Raw genomic sequence first — 18151 nt, 5'->3', positions numbered from 1 at the left:
CTTCATGAGCGCTGTTATCACGCCTGCCGATTTTACCGACTACAAAGTCGCCGACATGTCCCTGGCTGCCTGGGGCCGTCGCGAAATCATCATCGCCGAATCCGAAATGCCAGCCCTGATGGGCCTGCGTCGCAAATACTCTGGCGAACAGCCATTGAAAGGCGCAAAAATCCTCGGCTGCATCCACATGACCATCCAGACCGCCGTGCTGATCGAAACCCTGGTTGCCCTGGGTGCCGAAGTGCGCTGGTCGTCCTGCAACATTTTCTCGACCCAGGACCAGGCCGCTGCCGCCATCGCCGCTGCCGGTATCCCGGTGTTCGCCTGGAAAGGCGAGACCGAGCAAGAGTACGAGTGGTGCCTGGAGCAGACCATCCTCAAGGATGGCCAGCCATGGGACACCAACATGATCCTCGACGACGGCGGCGACCTGACCGAGCTGCTGCACAAGAAATACCCGGCCGTACTGGACAAGGTCCACGGCGTGACCGAAGAAACCACCACCGGCGTACACCGTCTGCTGGACATGCTGGCCAAGGGCGAGCTGAAGATCCCGGCCATCAACGTCAACGACTCGGTGACCAAGAGCAAGAACGACAACAAGTACGGCTGCCGTCACAGCCTCAACGACGCCATCAAGCGCGGCACCGACCACCTGTTGTCGGGCAAGCAGGCGCTGGTGATCGGCTACGGTGACGTGGGCAAGGGTTCGGCCCAGTCCCTGCGCCAGGAAGGCATGATCGTCAAGGTCTCCGAAGTCGACCCGATCTGCGCCATGCAAGCCTGCATGGACGGCTTCGAGCTGGTTTCGCCGTTCATCGACGGGATCAACGACGGCACCGAGGGCAGCATCGACAAGGCCCTGCTGGGCAAGATCGACCTGATCGTGACCACCACCGGCAACGTCAATGTCTGCGATGCCAACATGCTCAAGGCCCTGAAAAAGCGCGCCGTGGTCTGCAACATTGGTCACTTCGACAATGAAATCGACACCGCTTTCATGCGCAAGAACTGGGCATGGGAAGAAGTGAAGCCACAGGTCCACAAGGTTCACCGCACTGGCGCTGGCAGCTTCGACCCACAGAACGACGACTACCTGATCCTGCTGGCCGAAGGCCGCCTGGTTAACCTGGGCAATGCCACCGGTCACCCGAGCCGCATCATGGACGGTTCGTTCGCCAACCAGGTCCTGGCCCAGATCTTCCTGTTCGGCCAGAAATATGCCGACCTGTCGCCAGCCCAGAAAGCCGAGCGCCTGACCGTGGAAGTATTGCCGAAGAAACTCGACGAAGAAGTGGCCCTGGAAATGGTCCGCGGTTTCGGCGGCGTGGTCACCAAGCTGACCAAGCAACAGGCTGACTACATCGGCGTTACCGTCGAAGGTCCGTTCAAGCCGCACGCTTATAGGTATTGACAGCAGCTGCAAGCCTTGAGCTTCAAGCGGCAAGTAAGAGCAGGTTGTTTACTTGCGATTTGAGGCTTGGGGCTTACTTCTTTATCGCAATTACGCAGCCGCGAGCTGCAAGCTTATAAGCACTGGAATTCGGCGCACCGCCCTCTTGCAGCTTATGGCTTGCAGCTTGCCGCTGGGAGCCCCGACCATGTCCCAAGACCGTCGCTACAGCTTCGAGTTCTTCCCGACGAAGACCGATGCTGGGCATGAAAAGCTGATCGCCACTGCTCGCCAGCTGGCAAGCTACAACCCTGATTTTTTCTCCTGCACCTACGGCGCCGGCGGTTCGACCCGTGACCGTACGCTGAATACCGTGCTGCAGCTCGAAAGCGAAGTCAAAGTCCCGGCCGCGCCGCACTTGTCCTGCGTGGGTGACAGCAAGGACGACCTGCGCAGCCTGCTGGCCCAATACAAGGCCGCAGGGATCAAGCGCATCGTAGCCCTGCGCGGCGACCTGCCGTCGGGCATGGGCATGGCCAGCGGCGAGCTGCGCCACGCCAATGAGCTGGTTGAGTTCATTCGCGAAGAAACCGGCGAGCACTTTCACATTGAAATCGCCGCTTATCCGGAGATGCACCCCCAGGCGCGCAATTTCGAAGATGATTTGCGCAACTTCGTGCGCAAGGCCAACGCCGGCGCCAGCAGCGCAATCACCCAGTATTTCTTCAACGCCGACAGCTATTTCTATTTTGTCGAACGCGTTCGCCAGATGGGCGTCGAGATTCCGGTAGTGCCGGGAATCATGCCAATCACCAACTACAGCAAGCTGGCACGCTTCTCTGATGCCTGCGGCGCGGAGATCCCGCGCTGGATCCGCAAGCAACTGGAAGCCTACGGCGACGACACCGCCAGCATCCAGCGCTTCGGTGAAGAGGTCATCACGCAGATGTGTGAACGCTTGCTACAAGGCGGCGCACCGGGGCTGCACTTCTATACCCTGAACCAGGCAGAGCCTAGCCTCGCGGTGTGGAACAATCTCAAGCTGCCGCGTTAAAGCCAACTTGAGGTGATATACGCAAAGGCCCTGGCACAACCAGGGCCTTTTTTGGTCCAGTCCAAGCGAAGCCCCCAGCCCGCGTGCCAGAGCGCTCTAGCTATTTGACAGGCTCTCGTCGTAACCTCCGGTCATGCCTGTAATCGCCCGTTTAACGACACTTTTTCTCTTGTGCCTGAGCTTCGCTGCCCAGGCCGAGAAGTTGCGCATTGTCACCGAACCCTGGGCCCCCTATGTCTACGAGGAAAACGGCAAGATCCTCGGCTTGGACTATGAAACAACAGCCATCGTCTTCAAGCGCCTGGGCATCGACGTCGAATGGCAACTGCTGCCCTGGAAGCGCTGCCTGGCGATGCTGGAACAAGGGTTGGCGGACGGTGCGCTGGACATCTTCCACAGCGACGAGCGCGACGCCCTGCTGCTTTACCCCAGCGAACCGCTGTCGGACGTCGAGTTTGTGATGTTCTATGCCAATGCCCGGCCTCATCCATTTCGTACGCTCGATGAACTCGATGGACTGACCGTGGGGACCTCGCCAGGCTATCTGTATAGCGAGGCCTTCAGGGAATCGTCCCGATTCAAACGGGAGACTGCGCCCACTCACGAAGCCAACTTCGGCAAATTGCAATTGGGTCGGATCGACCTGCTCATTACCGACCGCCGGGTGGGCCGACATGTACTCAAGGCGCTGCAACTAGGCGACCAGATCACGGAGAACCCTTTGGTCGTCAGCCGTCAAAGCCAATACCTGGCGGTACGGCGCAAGGCCGGCATGGATTTGCTCGTGCAACGCTTCGGCGCTGAACTCAAGCGTTTCAAGCATGAGCCGGCCTACGCCGAACTGAGCGCTCGATATGGCGCGGGCACCACTGCCAACGTTGCGCCGCGCGACACCGTGCCACGCTGAAATACGCCGTTGAGCAGCAGGAAAGCAGCGCAAGGCGATTGCTCTGTTATACTCCGGCCTTCCCGCCAGGCTCACGCCCGGACGCCCGGTCTTGCAAAAGGCATCCCGACACCGCTACAGCGCAGCTTCCAGCCCGCGCGAGCCCTGTCCGGACTTGTCTTCCAGACCCGGCAGGACCGGACGGGATGAGGTCTCTGATCGACCGCATTCACGCCAGGCAAGACTATCCCATTGGGCCAGGCCCTCACTAAAAACAGGATTACTCATGTCCTTTGCTTCCCTCGGTCTCTCCGAGGCTTTAGTCGGCGCCATCGAAGCCGCCGGCTACACCCAGCCTACCCCGGTGCAACAGCGGGCCATCCCCGCCGTGTTGCAAGGTCGCGACCTGATGGTCGCCGCACAGACAGGTACGGGCAAGACCGGCGGTTTCGCCCTTCCAATCCTGGAGCGGCTGTTCCCGAACGGTCACCCGGACAAATCCCAGCGTCATGGCCCGCGCCAACCGCGCGTACTGGTCCTGACGCCTACCCGCGAACTGGCGGCCCAGGTGCACGAGAGCTTCAAGGTCTACGCTCGCGACCTGAAATTCGTCAGTGCCTGCATTTTTGGCGGTGTCGGCATGAACCCGCAGGTCCAGGCCATGGCGCGCGGCGTCGACGTGCTGGTGGCCTGCCCCGGTCGCCTGCTGGACCTCGCCGGGCAAGGCAGCGTCGATCTGTCCCACGTGGAAATCCTCGTGCTGGACGAAGCCGACCGCATGCTCGACATGGGTTTTGTCCATGATGTGAAGAAAGTCCTGGCCCGCCTTCCAGCCAAGCGCCAGAACCTGCTGTTTTCGGCGACCTTCTCCAAGGACATCACCGACCTGGCCGGCAAGCTGTTGCACAACCCGGAACGCATCGAAGTCACGCCGCCGAACACCACGGTCGAGCGCATTGAACAACGCGTATTCCGCCTTCCTGCCAGCCACAAGCGTGCCCTGCTGGCGCACCTGATCACCACGGGCGCCTGGGAACAGGTCCTGGTTTTCACCCGCACCAAGCATGGCGCCAACCGCCTGGCCGAGTACCTGGACAAACACGGCCTGCCCGCCGTGGCGATCCATGGCAACAAGAGCCAGAACGCTCGTACCAAGGCCTTGGCTGACTTCAAGGCTGGCGAAGTGCGCATCCTGGTGGCCACCGACATCGCCGCCCGCGGCCTGGACATCGACCAGTTGCCCCACGTCGTCAACTTCGAGTTGCCGAACGTCGATGAAGACTATGTCCACCGCATCGGCCGTACTGGCCGGGCCGGTCGTTCGGGCGAAGCGATTTCCCTGGTCGCGCCGGACGAGGAAAAGCTGCTCAAGAGCATTGAGCGCATGACCAAGCAGAAGATTCCCGACGGCGACCTGATGGGCTTCGATGCCAGCACGATCGAGGCCGAGAAGCCTGAAGTGCGCGAGCGTCCGGACGTGCGCAACCCGCGTAATCCACGAGGCCCGCGTGGCGATGGCCCGAATGGCAGCGGTGGTGGTCGCAAGGACAAAGGCAAGGACAAGGGCAAGGAAAAGCCGGCCAGCAACGGTCGCGGCGAACGCCCGGCCCGCGAGCAGAAACCCCGCGAAGGCTCCCCAGCCCGCGAGCAGCAGCGCCCGGCACCTCGCGCCGCCGCCGATCGCGGCCCGGCTGATCGCGCCCCGGACGAGTTCCTGGACGACGATATCGACAATTTCGGCAACCGCGTCGACTACGTACCCCAGCAGAAGCCGGCCGCAGGCCGCGGTCGCCGCCCAGGCGCCCCGGCACAAGGCGCAGGTTCAGGCGCACCACGCGGTGGTCAGCCACAAGGTCGCCAGAACGGACCGCGCAACAGCAACGGCTCGTCCACCGGCACCCCACCGGCCAAGCGCAACGGCCCGCGCAACGGTGCGCCACGTGACGGCCAGGCCCGTCGTGAAGACTCCCGTCCACGACGCCCAGCCCGTGGCGACGACCAGGCTCGCCAGGAGCCCGCGGTGCAGAACCCGCGTGGCAACCAGCCGAAAATCATCCACAAGGAATCGAAAACCGATCGTTTCCCGACGCCTGAACAGCTGGATCAACTGCCAAGCCGTCCGCGTGGCGAAAAACCGGCCTTGCTGACACGCAATCGCTGAGTTTTCGAAGCTGTTAAAAAGCCCCTGGTCTCGCGACCCGGGGCTTTTTTTGGCCCGAAGCAAGACCAAATGTGGGAGCGAGCTTGCTCGCGATCGCGGCAGTCCCGTCACATTGATGTTGACTGGAGCATCGCTATCGCGGGCAAGCTCGCTCCCACAGGGGCCTTTGTATGCCCAAATTCGGTGCAATAAAAAACGCCCCTGGCCGCAAGACCAGGGGCGTTTTTTGTCAGGCGCGAACGTTACTTCGCTTTGACACCTTCAAACGAAACGTACAGCTCGACCACATCGGATTTTGGACCCAGGTCTTTCTGCTTGCCAAAGTCGGAACGCTTGATGGTGGTAGTGCCTTCGAAGCCGGCACGGTAGCCGCCCCATGGATCCTTGCCTTCGCCCAGGAAAGTAGCCTTGACCACGACCGGCTTGGTCACGCCCAGCAGGGTCAGGTCACCGGTCACATCGGCGGTGTTTGCGCCGGTGGACTTGACGCTGGTGGACACGAAGGTGGCCTTGCCGAATTTGCTGGCGTTCAGGAAATCAGCGCTGGCGATGTGCTTGTCGCGCTCGGCGTGGTTGGTAAACACGCTGGCGGTGTTGACGTTGAACTCGATCTTGCTGGCTTCAGGCTTGGCGGCGTCGAAGCTGAACTTGCCGTCGATGTCCTTGAAGGTACCGGTGATGTAGCTGTAGCCCAGGTGGCTGATCTTGAAATCAACGAAGGCGTGCTGGCCTTCCTTGTCGACCACGTAGTCGGCAGCCATGGCCTGGCCGGCGGACAGCAGGGCAGAACCGATTGCCAGGGCGGCGAGCGTCTTTTTCAACATGCTTTCTATTCCTTTGGAGTCGAGGTTGAACATCAGGCTTGGCGCCCCAGCATGCGCTTGAGGGTCGCGTCACGGTCGATAAAGTGGTGTTTCAATGCTGCCAACGCATGGAGGCCGGAAAAAATTACCAGCGCCCATGCGAGGTACAGGTGGATCTGGCCGGCGACGTCTGCCTGGTCGGGCAGTCCGGACACCAGCGCGGGTACGTCAAACAGACCAAACACCGAGATCCCGACACCGTCTGCGGTGGAAATCAGGTAGCCGGCGATCATCACGGCGAACAGCCCGAGATACAGTGCGCTATGGCCAAGCTTGGCGCCTACACGAGTCAGTCGCCCGTAGGTTTCCAGGGTCGGTGGCGGCGGGCTGACAAAACGCCAGAGCACTCGCAGCACCATTACCGCCAACAGCACCAGGCCGATGCTCTTGTGCAGCTCCGGCGCGTCTTTGCGCCAGGAACTGTAGTAGTCCAACCCGACCATCCACAGGCCCAGCGCAAACAACCCGTACACCGCCAGGGCAACGGCCCAATGCGAAACGATGCTGACCCAGCCATAGCGAGAAGAAGAGTTGCGTAGCTGCATTGCTCATATCCTGTAAAAACTTTGACCAAGACTAGCGAGTTATCTATCGATTTAAAGCGGAAATTTTCGCTTTGAAATATCGAGAAATACGATCATCAATCTGGAGGGGGCGGGTTAAGGAAAGATTAAAGCGGATGCGTTGCGTGGTGGCGAGGGGAAGCGGGCATGGTCCGCAAGGTGAAATGGACTCATAGCGAGTGCTGTTCACCTGAGGGCTTCGATAAACCCGTGGCGAGGGAGCTTGCTCCCGCTGGGACGGTCCGACGCTTCGGGCGAAGCGGCCCCAAAACCCGTCGAGTGCAGATTATCAGGCACACCGCACCCTCCAATCCACGACTGCTTCGCAGCCGAGCGGGAGCAAGCTCCCTCGCCACGGGGCCATCGCTTCTCTTGAATGAGCCTGAAAAAAAACGCGGCCCGTGGGCCGCGTTTTTACGCCTGAACGTTACTGAGCCTGGGTTTCAGTCGTCGCCGGCTTGGCCACCGGTTTCTTCGTCGGCTCAACCTTTTTCGCCGGTGCCTTGGCCGGGGCTTTTTTAGCCGGGGTCTTGGCGGCCGGTTTTTTCGCCGCTGGCTTGGCCGCCGCTTTCTTGGCCGGCTCGACTTTCGCCGGGGCCGGCGCGGGTGGTTCTACCGGGGCCGGCGCTGGAGCAGGTGCGGGCGCTGGAGGCGGGGCTACCGGCTCGGGGGCCTTGACCGGCTCCGGCTTCTTGTCGTCATCCGAGCCACCGAACAGGTTGGTGAAGAAGTTGCCCTTCTTCGCCGCCACCGCGCCAGCGGCAGCCGCTGCGGCCGGGGCGACCTTCGGTGGTTCGAAGGATTTGCCTGCGGCCAGGTCTTCAACCTGGCTGGCGGCACGTTGGCCACTGCGCAGCGCGCCTTCCAGCGTGCCTGGGTACATGGCGTCGGTGTGTTCGCCGGCAAAGGCTACACGCTGCAAGGGCTTTTCCCACAGGCGCCAGTATTTGCTGATCTGGCCCGGACCGAACGCCAGGTACGCGCCGCCCATGGACGGATCGGTGCTGTAGCGACGGATTTCATAACCGGTGAACGCACCACGGGCCTGCGGATAAAACGCATGCAGGCGGATCAGCACCTGGTCGACCATCTGCTTGTCGCCAAAAGCCTGCATCACCCGGGCATTGTCGCCGGACAGGTTGATGACCACGTTGGCCCCGCCCTTCATGGCCGGCTCGATCCACATCATGCCCAGGCCGGTGTTGCTGTAGATCTCGCCCGACATGCGCGCCTTGCTGTCCCAGACCGGGGTCTTGAACTTGAGCATGATCTGGTCGCGCCAGCCGTAGTTGGTGCCTTTGATCGCGCCTTGGTGCTGGGCATCCAGGGCCGGGGTCAATTGGATTTTGTTCAGTGCCCGCAACGGCACCGCCAGCACGACATAGTCAGCCTGGTAACCGACGCTGCCGACCTTGACGGTGACGCCGTCCTTGTCCTGGGAAATGGCCGAGACCGGGGAGCCGGTCTTGATGGTTTTCAGTTGCTTGACGAATGCCTGGGCCAACACCGGGCTGCCACCGAGCAGGCGCGAGGCGCGCAGGTCACGGTCGGACACGCCGCGATAGACGCGGTTCTGCTGGGCGAAATACAGCAGAGAGAGGCGCGACGGTTCGTCGTAGCGCGTACGAATTTCCTGGTTGACCAATTGCCGCGCGGTGGCAGGCAGTTGCAGGCGATCGAGCCAGTTGGACACGGTGATCTGGTCGAGCGCATGCAGCGTGCTGGTGGCCGCCGGGTTCAGCGGATCGTCGATGGAGCGTGCCAACTCGTCCAGGGTGGTCTCGTAGCGCTTGAGCGCTTCGGCGGTGGCGGGCTGCTTGGTCGCCAGGTCAGCGGCGGTGAAATAAGTGCCGTCGATCAGGTAACTCGGGGTACGCACGAATTCCGGTGCCGGGGTGGTGCTCAGCTTGAACGTCGAAACGTATTTATTCAGCACAGGCTGAGTCTTTTCGTTGCCGATCCACTCACTGGTGGCCATGCCCGAACGGCCGCCCAGGCTCGGCTTGGCTTCCAGCAGGGTCACGGCCCAGCCCTTGTTCTGCAGCTCATAGGCCGCCGTCAGTCCGGCCAGCCCACCGCCAATGACGATGGCCGTCGGTTGCTTGTCCTTGGCCAGCGCCGAAACGCTGAACAGCCCTATCATCACCAGCGCACAGGCGCGCAGCCAACCAGCAGACATTCAGCGAACTCCGGAATAAAGCGTAAGAATTTTCGATTTTTCGAGCCAGTCGGCTCTCGGTCTTTCGAGCCAGTCGGCTCAGGAACCGCGAAGAATACGTCAGCCATCAAAAGGCCGCCAGCGACGTCTATCGCCTGGCTCAAAGTAGCGACAACGACACAATGGGTTGTCCGCCGGGCCGCCATTGCATAGGCTTGCGCGATTGTTTTGCCCGCGCCCGCCGCGAGCCGCCTCGAGGAGACTGTACATGGGCCTGAATAACCAGTGGATGCAACGCGATCTCGCGGTACTGTGGCACCCCTGCACCCAGATGAAAGATCACGAACAGCTGCCGCTGATCCCTATCAAGCGCGGCGAAGGCGTGTGGCTGGAAGACTTCGAAGGCAAGCGCTACCTCGACGCGGTGAGTTCGTGGTGGGTCAACGTATTCGGCCATGCCAACCCACGCATCAACCAGCGCATCAAGGATCAGGTCGATCAGTTGGAGCATGTGATCCTCGCCGGCTTCAGCCACCAACCGGTGATCGAGCTGTCCGAGCGCCTGGTGAAGATGACGCCCGACGGCCTGACCCGGTGCTTCTACGCCGATAACGGCTCGTCGTGCATCGAAGTGGCAATGAAGATGAGCTTTCATTACTGGATCAATCGCGGCCAGCCAGACAAGAAACGCTTTGTCACCCTGAACAACAGTTACCACGGCGAAACCATCGCCGCGATGTCGGTGGGCGACGTGCCGTTGTTCACCGAAACCTACAAGGCGTTGCTGCTGGACACGATCAAGGTGCCGAGCCCCGACTGTTATCACCGCCCCGAAGGCATGGGCTGGGAAGAGCATTCGCGCAATATGTTCGCCGCCATGGAGCAGACCCTCGCCGAACACCACGACACGGTGGCGGCGGTGATCGTCGAGCCGCTGATCCAGGGCGCGGGCGGCATGCGCATGTATCACCCGGTGTACCTGAAGCTGCTGCGCGAGGCCTGCGATCGCTATGGCGTGCACCTGATCCACGACGAAATCGCCGTCGGCTTCGGCCGCACCGGGACGATGTTTGCCTGTGAACAGGCCGGTATCACACCGGATTTCCTCTGCCTGTCCAAGGCCCTGACCGGCGGCTACCTGCCGCTGGCGGCGTGCATGACCACCGACGAGGTGTACAGCGCGTTCTACGACGACTACCCGACCCTGCGCGCCTTCCTCCATTCCCACAGCTACACCGGCAACCCGTTGGCCTGCGCGGCGGCCTTGGCGACGCTGGATATTTTCGAAGAAGACAACGTCATCGAAACCAACAAGGCCTTGGCCCAGCGCATGGCGAGCGCCACCGCGCACCTGGCCGATCACCCGAACGTGGCCGAAGTGCGCCAGACCGGCATGGTGCTGGCCATCGAGATGGTCAAGGACAAGGCCAGCAAAACCGCTTATCCGTGGCATGAACGCCGTGGCCTGGCGGTGTTCCAGCATGCCTTGGAGCGCGGCGCGTTGCTGCGGCCGCTGGGCAGCGTGGTGTATTTCCTGCCGCCGTATGTCATCACGCCGGAACAGATCGATTTCCTGGCTGAAGTGGCCAGCGAAGGCATCGACATCGCCACCCGGGACAAGGTCAGCGTGGCAGTGCCGAAGGACTTCCATCCGGGCTATCGCGATCCGGGCTGACGACAGATTTCTCTGTGGCGAGGGAGCTTGCTCCCGCTCGATTGCGCAGCAACCGCAAACAATGGGGCCGCTACGCTGGACTCTGTAGGAGCTGGCGAAGCCTGCGATCTTTTGATCTTTTACTTGGGGCTCAGGCGCCAGGGGAAAGATCGCAGCCTCGTTTTACTCGGCAGCTCCTACACGCTCCTACACAGCTCCTATACAGCTTCTACACCTTTAATTTTTCCAGAGATTTAGCATGAGACTGTCCCGCTTCTTCATCGACACCCCCCTGGGCCTCGGCGATCACGAATTGCCCGAAGCCCAGGCCCACTACATTGGCCGGGTGCTGCGCATGGCCGAGGGCGATGCGGTGCAAGTGTTCGACGGTTCCGGCCAGGAGTTTCGCGGCACCCTGGCCGAGGTCGGGAAGAAACGCGTGCGCGTGCAACTCGACGAGCAGTTTGCCGGACAGCCTGAATCGCCGCTGCGCATTCACCTCGGCCAGGGTCTGTCCCGGGGCGAGCGCATGGACTGGGCGATCCAGAAGGCTACCGAGCTGGGGGCCAGCGAGATCACGCCGATCTTCACCGAGCGCTGCGAAGTACGTCTCAAGGACGAGCGCGCCGACAAGCGCCTGCTGCATTGGCGCCAGGTGGCGATCAGCGCCTGCGAGCAATGTGGGCGCTCCACCGTGCCGGTGATCCATCCGCCACTGTTGCTGGCCGACTGGTTGAAGCAGGCCGAGGCCGAATTGAAGCTGGTGCTGCACCCGGTGGCCGATCCACTGGTCAGCCATGCCAAGCCTTCGACCCTGGCGTTCCTGATCGGTCCCGAGGGCGGGTTGTCGGATGCCGAAGTCGAGCAGGCCAAGACCGCCGGCTACCACGCCGCCCGCCTCGGCCCCCGCGTGCTGCGTACCGAAACCGCGCCGGTGGTGGCGTTGGCGGTGGCGCAGCAGTTGTGGGGGGATTTCTGAGGCTCGGCGACCACTGAAGATCCACTGTGGGAGCGAGCTTGCTCGCGATTGCGGTGAATCAGTCGACACTTGCACAGGCTGACCACCACTATCGCGAGCAAGCTCGCTCCCACAGGAATCATCGGTGCAGCGCGATCACTGCACCGGCTCACTCGTCGGCTTGGCAATGATCGCCTTCAACTCGCTGGTCATCGGGAATTCCAGGTTCAAGCCCTTGGGCGGGATCGGCTGCTGGAACCAACGCTCGTAGATCGCGTTGATCTCCCCTGACGTGTACAGGTCCGCCAGGGTCGCGTTGACCAGCGCGAGGAATTGCGGATCGTCCTTGCGCACCATGCAGCTGTAGATTTCCCGCGACTGCTCTTCCCCGACCACGACCCATTTATGCGGATCGCGCGCCTTGGCCCGCTCGCCGTACAGCAGTGCGTCGTCCATGTAGAACGCCGCCGCCCGCCCGGTCTCGAGCATCTGGAAGGCTTCGCCGTGATCCTTGGCGCTGATGACGAACATGTCGAGCTTGTTGTCCTGGTTGTAGCTCTTCAGGAACCGCTCATTGGTCGTGCCAGCGGTGGTCACCACGTTCTTGCCACGCAGGTCGGCGAAGCTGTGGATGCCGCTGTCCTTGGCGGTCAGCAACTGACCCTTCACGTAAATGAAACCGTAGGAAAACGCCACTTGCTTCTGCCGCTCGGCGGTCACGCCGGTGGAACCGCATTCCAAGTCCACGGTGCCGTTCTGCACCAGCGGGATGCGGGTCTGGGAAGTCACCAGGTTGTACTTCACATTCAGTTGCGGCAACGCCAGTTGCTGCTGGATGCGCTCGACGATCTTGCCCGCCAGCTCCACCGAATAGCCCATCGGCTTGCCGCTGTTGTCCGCGACGTAGGAAAACGGCACCGAGGCGTCGCGATAGCCCAGGGTGATGCTCTTGCTGCTGGCGATCTTGTCCAGGGTGCCGGCCGGCGGCGCTTCATTGGCGAATGCCGGGGCACTCAGCAGCAGGCTCAGGGTGCAGCCGATCAACGTGATTTTTTGCATTGTTATTCTCCGTTGCGGGTGGGTCAGGCGGCGCGGGGCGCGAGGCCTCGCATGTCGATGGAAGGTGTGCGTTGGCGAATCAGCTCGCTGAGCAAGCGGCCGCTGCCGCACGCCAGGGTAAAGCCCAAGGCGCCATGGCCCAGGTTGAGCCACAGGTTGCGGTAGCCGGTGGCGCCAATCAGTGGCACGCCGCTGGGCGTGGCCGGACGCATGCCCGCCCACTCGGTCGCGCGTTCGTAATTCCCGGCCAGCGGCAAGGTGTCCATCGCCTGGCGACGGATAAGGGCCAGGCGCCTGGGGTCCGGTGTCGGATCAAACCCGACAATGTCGACCATCGCCGCCACCCTCAGTTGGTCACCGATGCGAGCGTAGACCACCTTGCGGTCATAGTCGGTGATGCTCAGCTCCGGCGCCCGATGTCGCGCCTCGATCGGTACCGTCAGGCTGTAGCCCTTGAGGGGGTACAGCGGCAATCGCACCCCGGGCAATGCGAGCGCTGCGCTGCGATGACCCGCGGCGATCACCAACGCGTCTACGCCCAGGCGATGTCCGCCCAGGTCGATTGCCTGCACCGTGCCGTTGGCATGATGGATAGCGGTCACCGCACGCCCTAGCAAAAACTCGCAGCGCCCCGAAGCCCGCAGCCGCGCCGCCAATTGCAGGCAGAAGGCATGGCAATCGGCGGCCTCCTCGTCCGGCGTATGGATCCCGCCCACGAACGGCACGTCGGCCAGCGCCGGCTCCAAGCTGGCGCACTCCTCGGGGCCCAGTACTTGTTGATGATCAAGGTCAGACAGGCGCCGGCGGGCGTGCTCGAAATGGCCGGCATTTCGAAACGTCACCAACTTGCCGTTGCGCCGCCAGTCGAAGCCGTCGAGGCGATCCTCTTCGCGCCAAGTCTGCAATGTCGCCTGGCTCAACAGCGCCAGGCGCAACAGGTGCTCACCGTTGCGGCGATTGACCGAGGTCCGGCACGCCGCGATGAATGCCGCCATCCAACGCCATTGGCCCGGGTCGAGGCGCGGGCGCAACTTCAGCGGCGAATCCGCGCGCAACATCCAGCCCAGGGCCTGCCACGGCACCCCGGCATCCGCCAGCGGCGTGACGTAGCGATAAGACAATTGCCCGCCATTGGCGAAGCTGGTTTCACTGCCCAACGCGTCCCTAGCTTCGACAAGCGTGACGTCGACGCCTTCGCGAACCAGCGCATAAGCCGTCGCCAGCCCGATCACGCCGCCACCGATGATGCAAACCCGCTGAGCCATGTCTGTCTCACACCTGTTTCGAATGGCCCAAGGTTAGGATCGGATGACAGCGTTCGAACAATGAATAAAGATGGGTTTCCTATAAACAAAGGTTATGGGCTCGCCATGCGCCTTCGTCATATCGAGATTTTCCAGGCGATTCGCCAGACCGGCTCCATCAGCGGCGCCGCGCAGTTGTTGCATGTCTCCCAGCCGGCGGTGACCAAGGTGTTGCAGCATGCCGAGCAGCAGTTGGGCTTTGCGCTGTTCCTGCGGGTGCGCGGCAAGTTGCAGGCCACGCCCGAAGCGCTGGAGTTGGAGCGCGAGGTCGACAAGGTCAGCGAAAGCCTGCAAGGCGTGCGGCGCCTGGCCCAGAGCCTGCGCCGCGAGCCGGGGCACAGCCTGCGGATCGGCGCCACGCCGGCCTTGGCGCTGTCGTTGCTGCCGACGGCGATTCATCAATGGACCCAACGTTACCCGGACATCGTCTGCGAGTTATCCAGCGCCCACAGCCGCGAGCTGACGCAGAACCTGCTGATGCGCGAAATCGACGTCGCCCTGACCCTGCAACCGCCCGATCACCCCGGCCTCAAGGCCCAGCCCCTGGCCAGCGGCGTGTTGGTGGCCCTGGCACCCAGCGGCCATTGGCCCGAGGCGGCGATCGGCACGCCCATGCCGTTGCAGGCCCTGGCCGGCGCGCCGTTGATCGGCCTGTCCAGCACCGACCCGCTCTCAGCCAGGCTGGACGGCTACCTCAAGTCGGTGGAACCGCCGCCACACGTGAGCATTTCCGTGCAGACCTATTCACTGGCCCGGGCCATGGTCGAATCCGGCGCCGGGCTGGCGGTGATCGACCCGTTCACGGCCTTGGGCGCTGCGCGCACCCGCACGGCCATCCGGCCCTTGTCACCACCGCTGCCCATTTCCCTGTACGCGGTGACCCGGGCCAATGAGGCTCCGGCCCATACGATGGGCGCCTTGCTGGAGATCTTCGCCAGCCAGGCCCAGGCGCAACTGGATCGTCTGTTTGCAGGTGCTCAAAGCACGTAGAACAGGATCGCCACGAAATGCAGCAGGCTGCCGGCGATGACGAACAGGTGCCAGATGCCATGGGCATGGCGCAGGCGCTGGTCGAGGGCGAAAAAAATGATGCCCACCGTGTAAAGCACGCCGCCCGAAGCCAGCCAGGCGAACCCGGCGCTGCCCAGCGCCGCCAGCAACGGCTTGACCGCCACCAGGACGATCCAGCCCATCACCGCATAAATGACGATCGACAGGATCCGTGCTTCGGAGCGTGGCTTGATTTCCTGTAGGATGCCGATCACGGCCAGCCCCCAGACGATCCCGAACAAGGTCCAGCCCCACGGCCCGCGCAGGGTCACCAGGCAGAACGGCGTGTAGCTGCCGGCGATCAACAGGTAGATCGAAAAGTGATCGACCTTCTGCATGATTTCTTTTTTGCGCCCCCGCACGCTGTGATAGACCGTCGAGGCGCTGTACAGCACCAGCAAGGTGAACCCGTAGATCGCCACGCTGACGATCTTCCAGGGATCGCCCGCCATCCCGGCAATCACCAGCAACCACACCGCGCCGATAAACGCCGCGACCGCCCCCACCAGGTGCGTCCAGGCGTTGAGTCGTTCCCCGTGATACATCCAATCCCACTCCCTATTCCGAAACTGGCGCCAAGGCTCAGGCTTGGCGCTGGAAAGTGCAATGGTTTGTACCCGTGCTAGACACAAACCCGTGGCGAGGGAGCTTGCTCCCACTTGAGTGCGCAGCGCTCACAAAATCCTTGGGGCTGCTGCGCAACCCAGCGGGAGCAAGCTCCCTCGCCACAAAAGCTCTCCAGCCACATAAATCGCGTCGCCAGGAAGACATGGGGCACAATCAGCCCATACGAATAAGAGTCCGCCCCCATGCTGATCGACGAAGAATTGACCCTGAAGAAACTCGAGGTGTTCCTGGCCTTCATGCGCACCGGCAACCTCGCGCGGGCGGCGGCCGAGTTGCAGACCAGCAACGTCAGCGTGCACCGGGCCATCCATTCGCTGGAGAGCGCCCTGCGTTGCCCATTGTTCAAGCACGAGGGCCGCAACCTCACCCCCTTGGAAAGCGCCTATGTGCTGGAAGAGCGAGCGCAGAAACTGATCCAGGACGTGATCGAAAGCGTGCGCCTGACCCGCGAGGCGGCTGGTTTTTCCGCCGAGCGCTTCAAGCTTGGCTCGCTGTATTCGCTGACGGTCAAGACCGTGCCGCAGTTGATCATGGGCCTGAAGATCCGCCGCAGCGAACTCAATATCGACCTGATCATGGGTTCGAACATCGACCTCCTGTACAAGCTCAAGAACATGGAAGTCGATGCGATCCTGGTGTCGCTGGACGACAGCGTCAACGATCCGGACTGCGAACAGATCCAGCTGTTTTCCGATGACATCTTCCTTGCCACGCCGGCCGACTCACCCTTCGCCCAGCGCAGCGAAGTCGACCTGGCCGAAGTGCGCAACGAAACCTTCATCACCCTGACCCAGGGCTTCGCCACGCACCAGGACGGCAATCGGGTGTTCAGGCAGGCGGGGTTCGAGCCGAAGGTGGCGATGCAGGTGAATGACATTTTCACCCTGCTGAGCATGGTCAGCTCCGGGGTGGGCTATGCCCTGCTGCCGGGCAGGATCGCGGCGGTGTATGAAAACCGGGTGAAACTGATCCCGTTGCAGGAAAAGTACCGGTTGCAGCAGCACATCGGCGTGGTGTTCCTCAAGGCCAAGGAGCGCGATCCGAACCTGCTGGCGCTGTTGGCGGAGTGCCGGATGTATGCCAATCGCCAGGCTTGAGACCGAGTAGCCTTCATCGCGAGCAAGCTCGCTCCCACATTGGATCGGTGTTCACAAATCCCCTGTGGGAGCGAGCTTGCTCGCGATGATGCCAGTCCATTCAAAGAATAACTGAAGCCCTACCCCATCAACCCCCGCATGATCAGAAACAACAACGAAGGCCCCAACAAGCACCCAAGCGCCGTATAGAACGCCGCCGTCAGGCAACCATAAGGCACCAGCTTCGGATCGGTCGCCGCCAAGCCACCGGCCACGCCGCTGGACGTGCCCATCAACCCGCCGAAGATCACCGCACTACGCGGGTTGTTGAGGCCAATGAACGGTGCCACGAACGGCGTCGCCACCATCACCAGGATCGCCTTGATCAGCCCTGCGGCAATGGACAGCGCCATCACCTCGGAGCTGGCGCCAATCGCCGCCCCGGTCACCGGCCCGACGATATAAGTCACCGCCCCGGCGCCGATGGTGGTCAGGCTCACCGAATCGGTATAACCGAAGGCCATCGCCACGCCGACGCCGGCAATAAATGAAGTCCCGACCCCGACGAACAAGGCCAGCACGCCCACGAAACCGGCGCGCTTGAGTTCTTCGATACTGACGCCGAACGCCGTGGCGACGATGGCGAAGTCCCGCAGCATCGCACCGCCCAGCAGACCAATCCCGGACAGCAACGGAATGTCCACCACACCCTTCTGCCCGCCCGTCATGGCCCCGCCGATGTATGAGAGCACCAGCCCCAGCAAGATGGCGATGGCCGAACCGTGCAAGCGACCTTTGGTGAACGTATTGCTGATCCAGTAGGACACCCACATCGTGATGCCGACAATGGCGAAACCGCTGATCAGGCCGTAGCCGGTGATGACTTTCATCATGGATTCGTACATGGCGGTCACCCTACCGTTTTCACGGACACGTTGGATTGAGGGTCCTTGTTGCCGATGCGCACCAGCACCGGCACCAACGCAAAGGCAATCACTACCGCCAGGGTTCCGGCCAGGATCGCCATCGGCCCGCCCTTCAATGCGCCATAAACGTTTTGCTGCGCCGCCATCGCCACCACGATCGGGATATAGATGGCGCTCCAGAATTCCACGCCGGCTTCGGACTTGCCCTTGAACAGGCCGCGCTTGTTCAGGTAACTGCCCAGGCCGATCAACAGCAGCATCGCAATGCCGACGCCGCCGACGTTGGCGGGCACGCCAATCAATTTGCCCAGCAGCTCACCGATGAAAATACCCGCCAGGGTACAAAAGGCCAGAAACGCCACACCGTAAATAATCATTGTCGTCATCCTCAAAATGCATCGTCGAAGTTGTTGTTTTTG

General features: G+C 62.2%; 15 protein-coding genes and 1 pseudogene. 8 read left to right on the top strand and 8 right to left on the bottom strand.

Translation table 11 applies throughout. From position 1 onward, the window contains the following. Positions 1 to 4: 4 nt before the first annotated feature. From ahcY to rhlE2, 4 genes and pseudogenes are all read left to right on the top strand, one after another. Positions 5 to 1414, top strand: a complete 1410-nt coding sequence (gene ahcY / locus M8Q45_RS26975; protein WP_249877085.1) for an adenosylhomocysteinase — start codon at positions 5 to 7, stop codon at positions 1412 to 1414. A gap of 187 nt (positions 1415 to 1601) precedes the next feature. Then, positions 1602 to 2447, top strand: coding sequence for a methylenetetrahydrofolate reductase [NAD(P)H] (metF, locus tag M8Q45_RS26970; RefSeq protein WP_249877084.1), 846 nt, complete (start codon positions 1602 to 1604; stop codon positions 2445 to 2447). Positions 2448 to 2580: 133 nt separating this feature from the next. Beyond that, positions 2581 to 3389: pseudogene (locus M8Q45_RS26965) on the top strand (substrate-binding periplasmic protein); the annotation flags it as partial. A gap of 230 nt (positions 3390 to 3619) precedes the next feature. After that, positions 3620 to 5494, top strand: coding sequence for an RNA helicase RhlE2 (rhlE2, locus tag M8Q45_RS26960; RefSeq protein ID WP_249877082.1), 1875 nt, complete (start codon positions 3620 to 3622; stop codon positions 5492 to 5494). A gap of 242 nt (positions 5495 to 5736) precedes the next feature. Here rhlE2 and M8Q45_RS26955 read toward each other — a convergent pair whose 3' ends face one another. From M8Q45_RS26955 to M8Q45_RS26945, 3 genes are all read right to left on the bottom strand, one after another. Next, positions 5737 to 6318 (bottom strand): YceI family protein, encoded by a 582-nt coding sequence (locus M8Q45_RS26955; RefSeq protein WP_249877081.1) that lies wholly within the window; start codon positions 6316 to 6318, stop codon positions 5737 to 5739. Between the two features lie 32 nt (positions 6319 to 6350). Beyond that, complete coding sequence (locus M8Q45_RS26950; RefSeq protein ID WP_249877080.1) at positions 6351 to 6902, bottom strand: cytochrome b; 552 nt, start codon at positions 6900 to 6902, stop codon at positions 6351 to 6353. A 445-nt stretch (positions 6903 to 7347) separates the two neighbouring features. Then, complete coding sequence (locus tag M8Q45_RS26945) at positions 7348 to 9099, bottom strand: flavin monoamine oxidase family protein (RefSeq protein ID WP_249877079.1); 1752 nt, start codon at positions 9097 to 9099, stop codon at positions 7348 to 7350. 247 nt (positions 9100 to 9346) lie between these two features. Between M8Q45_RS26945 and M8Q45_RS26940 the strand changes: the two genes are divergently transcribed. Continuing rightward, positions 9347 to 10753 (top strand): adenosylmethionine--8-amino-7-oxononanoate transaminase, encoded by a 1407-nt coding sequence (locus M8Q45_RS26940; protein ID WP_249877078.1) that lies wholly within the window; start codon positions 9347 to 9349, stop codon positions 10751 to 10753. 238 nt (positions 10754 to 10991) lie between these two features. Beyond that, positions 10992 to 11711 carry a 16S rRNA (uracil(1498)-N(3))-methyltransferase gene (locus M8Q45_RS26935; protein WP_249877077.1) on the top strand — a complete coding sequence of 240 codons (720 nt, stop codon included), beginning with the start codon at positions 10992 to 10994 and terminating at the stop codon, positions 11709 to 11711. Between the two features lie 135 nt (positions 11712 to 11846). On the opposite strand, the gene M8Q45_RS26930 is transcribed toward M8Q45_RS26935, so the two are convergent. After that, the gene (locus M8Q45_RS26930; RefSeq protein ID WP_249877076.1) at positions 11847 to 12749 is read right to left on the bottom strand and encodes a transporter substrate-binding domain-containing protein; all 903 of its coding nucleotides are present in this window, start codon (positions 12747 to 12749) and stop codon (positions 11847 to 11849) included. A 23-nt stretch (positions 12750 to 12772) separates the two neighbouring features. Then, complete coding sequence (locus M8Q45_RS26925) at positions 12773 to 14014, bottom strand: D-amino acid dehydrogenase (protein ID WP_249877075.1); 1242 nt, start codon at positions 14012 to 14014, stop codon at positions 12773 to 12775. 105 nt (positions 14015 to 14119) lie between these two features. On the opposite strand from M8Q45_RS26925, the gene M8Q45_RS26920 reads away from it, so the two are divergent. Next, positions 14120 to 15043, top strand: coding sequence for a LysR family transcriptional regulator (locus M8Q45_RS26920; RefSeq protein ID WP_249877074.1), 924 nt, complete (start codon positions 14120 to 14122; stop codon positions 15041 to 15043). On the opposite strand, the gene trhA is transcribed toward M8Q45_RS26920, so the two are convergent. Continuing rightward, on the bottom strand, positions 15031 to 15648 hold the full coding sequence (trhA, locus tag M8Q45_RS26915) for a PAQR family membrane homeostasis protein TrhA (RefSeq protein ID WP_249877073.1): 618 nt from the start codon (positions 15646 to 15648) through the stop codon (positions 15031 to 15033). The two genes, M8Q45_RS26920 and trhA, sit on opposite strands and share 13 nt — an antisense overlap. A 264-nt stretch (positions 15649 to 15912) precedes the next feature. Here trhA and M8Q45_RS26910 point away from each other — a divergent pair, with 264 nt between their 5' ends. Continuing rightward, positions 15913 to 16827, top strand: coding sequence for a LysR family transcriptional regulator (locus M8Q45_RS26910; RefSeq protein ID WP_249877072.1), 915 nt, complete (start codon positions 15913 to 15915; stop codon positions 16825 to 16827). A 119-nt stretch (positions 16828 to 16946) separates the two neighbouring features. Here M8Q45_RS26910 and madM read toward each other — a convergent pair whose 3' ends face one another. Together madM and madL are read right to left on the bottom strand one after the other, a co-directional pair. Then, entirely contained in the window at positions 16947 to 17711 is a 765-nt protein-coding gene (gene madM / locus M8Q45_RS26905; protein WP_030137885.1) for a malonate transporter subunit MadM, read from the bottom strand. Between the two features lie 5 nt (positions 17712 to 17716). After that, the gene (madL, locus tag M8Q45_RS26900; protein WP_198723988.1) at positions 17717 to 18109 is read right to left on the bottom strand and encodes a malonate transporter subunit MadL; all 393 of its coding nucleotides are present in this window, start codon (positions 18107 to 18109) and stop codon (positions 17717 to 17719) included. Positions 18110 to 18151 lie beyond the last annotated feature (42 nt).

The organism is Pseudomonas sp. T1.Ur (genome assembly GCF_023516725.1).
GTDB lineage: Bacteria > Pseudomonadota > Gammaproteobacteria > Pseudomonadales > Pseudomonadaceae > Aquipseudomonas > Aquipseudomonas alvandae.
Note: the sequence above shows the minus strand (reverse complement) of the source record. Positions and strands in the feature narration are given on the sequence as shown.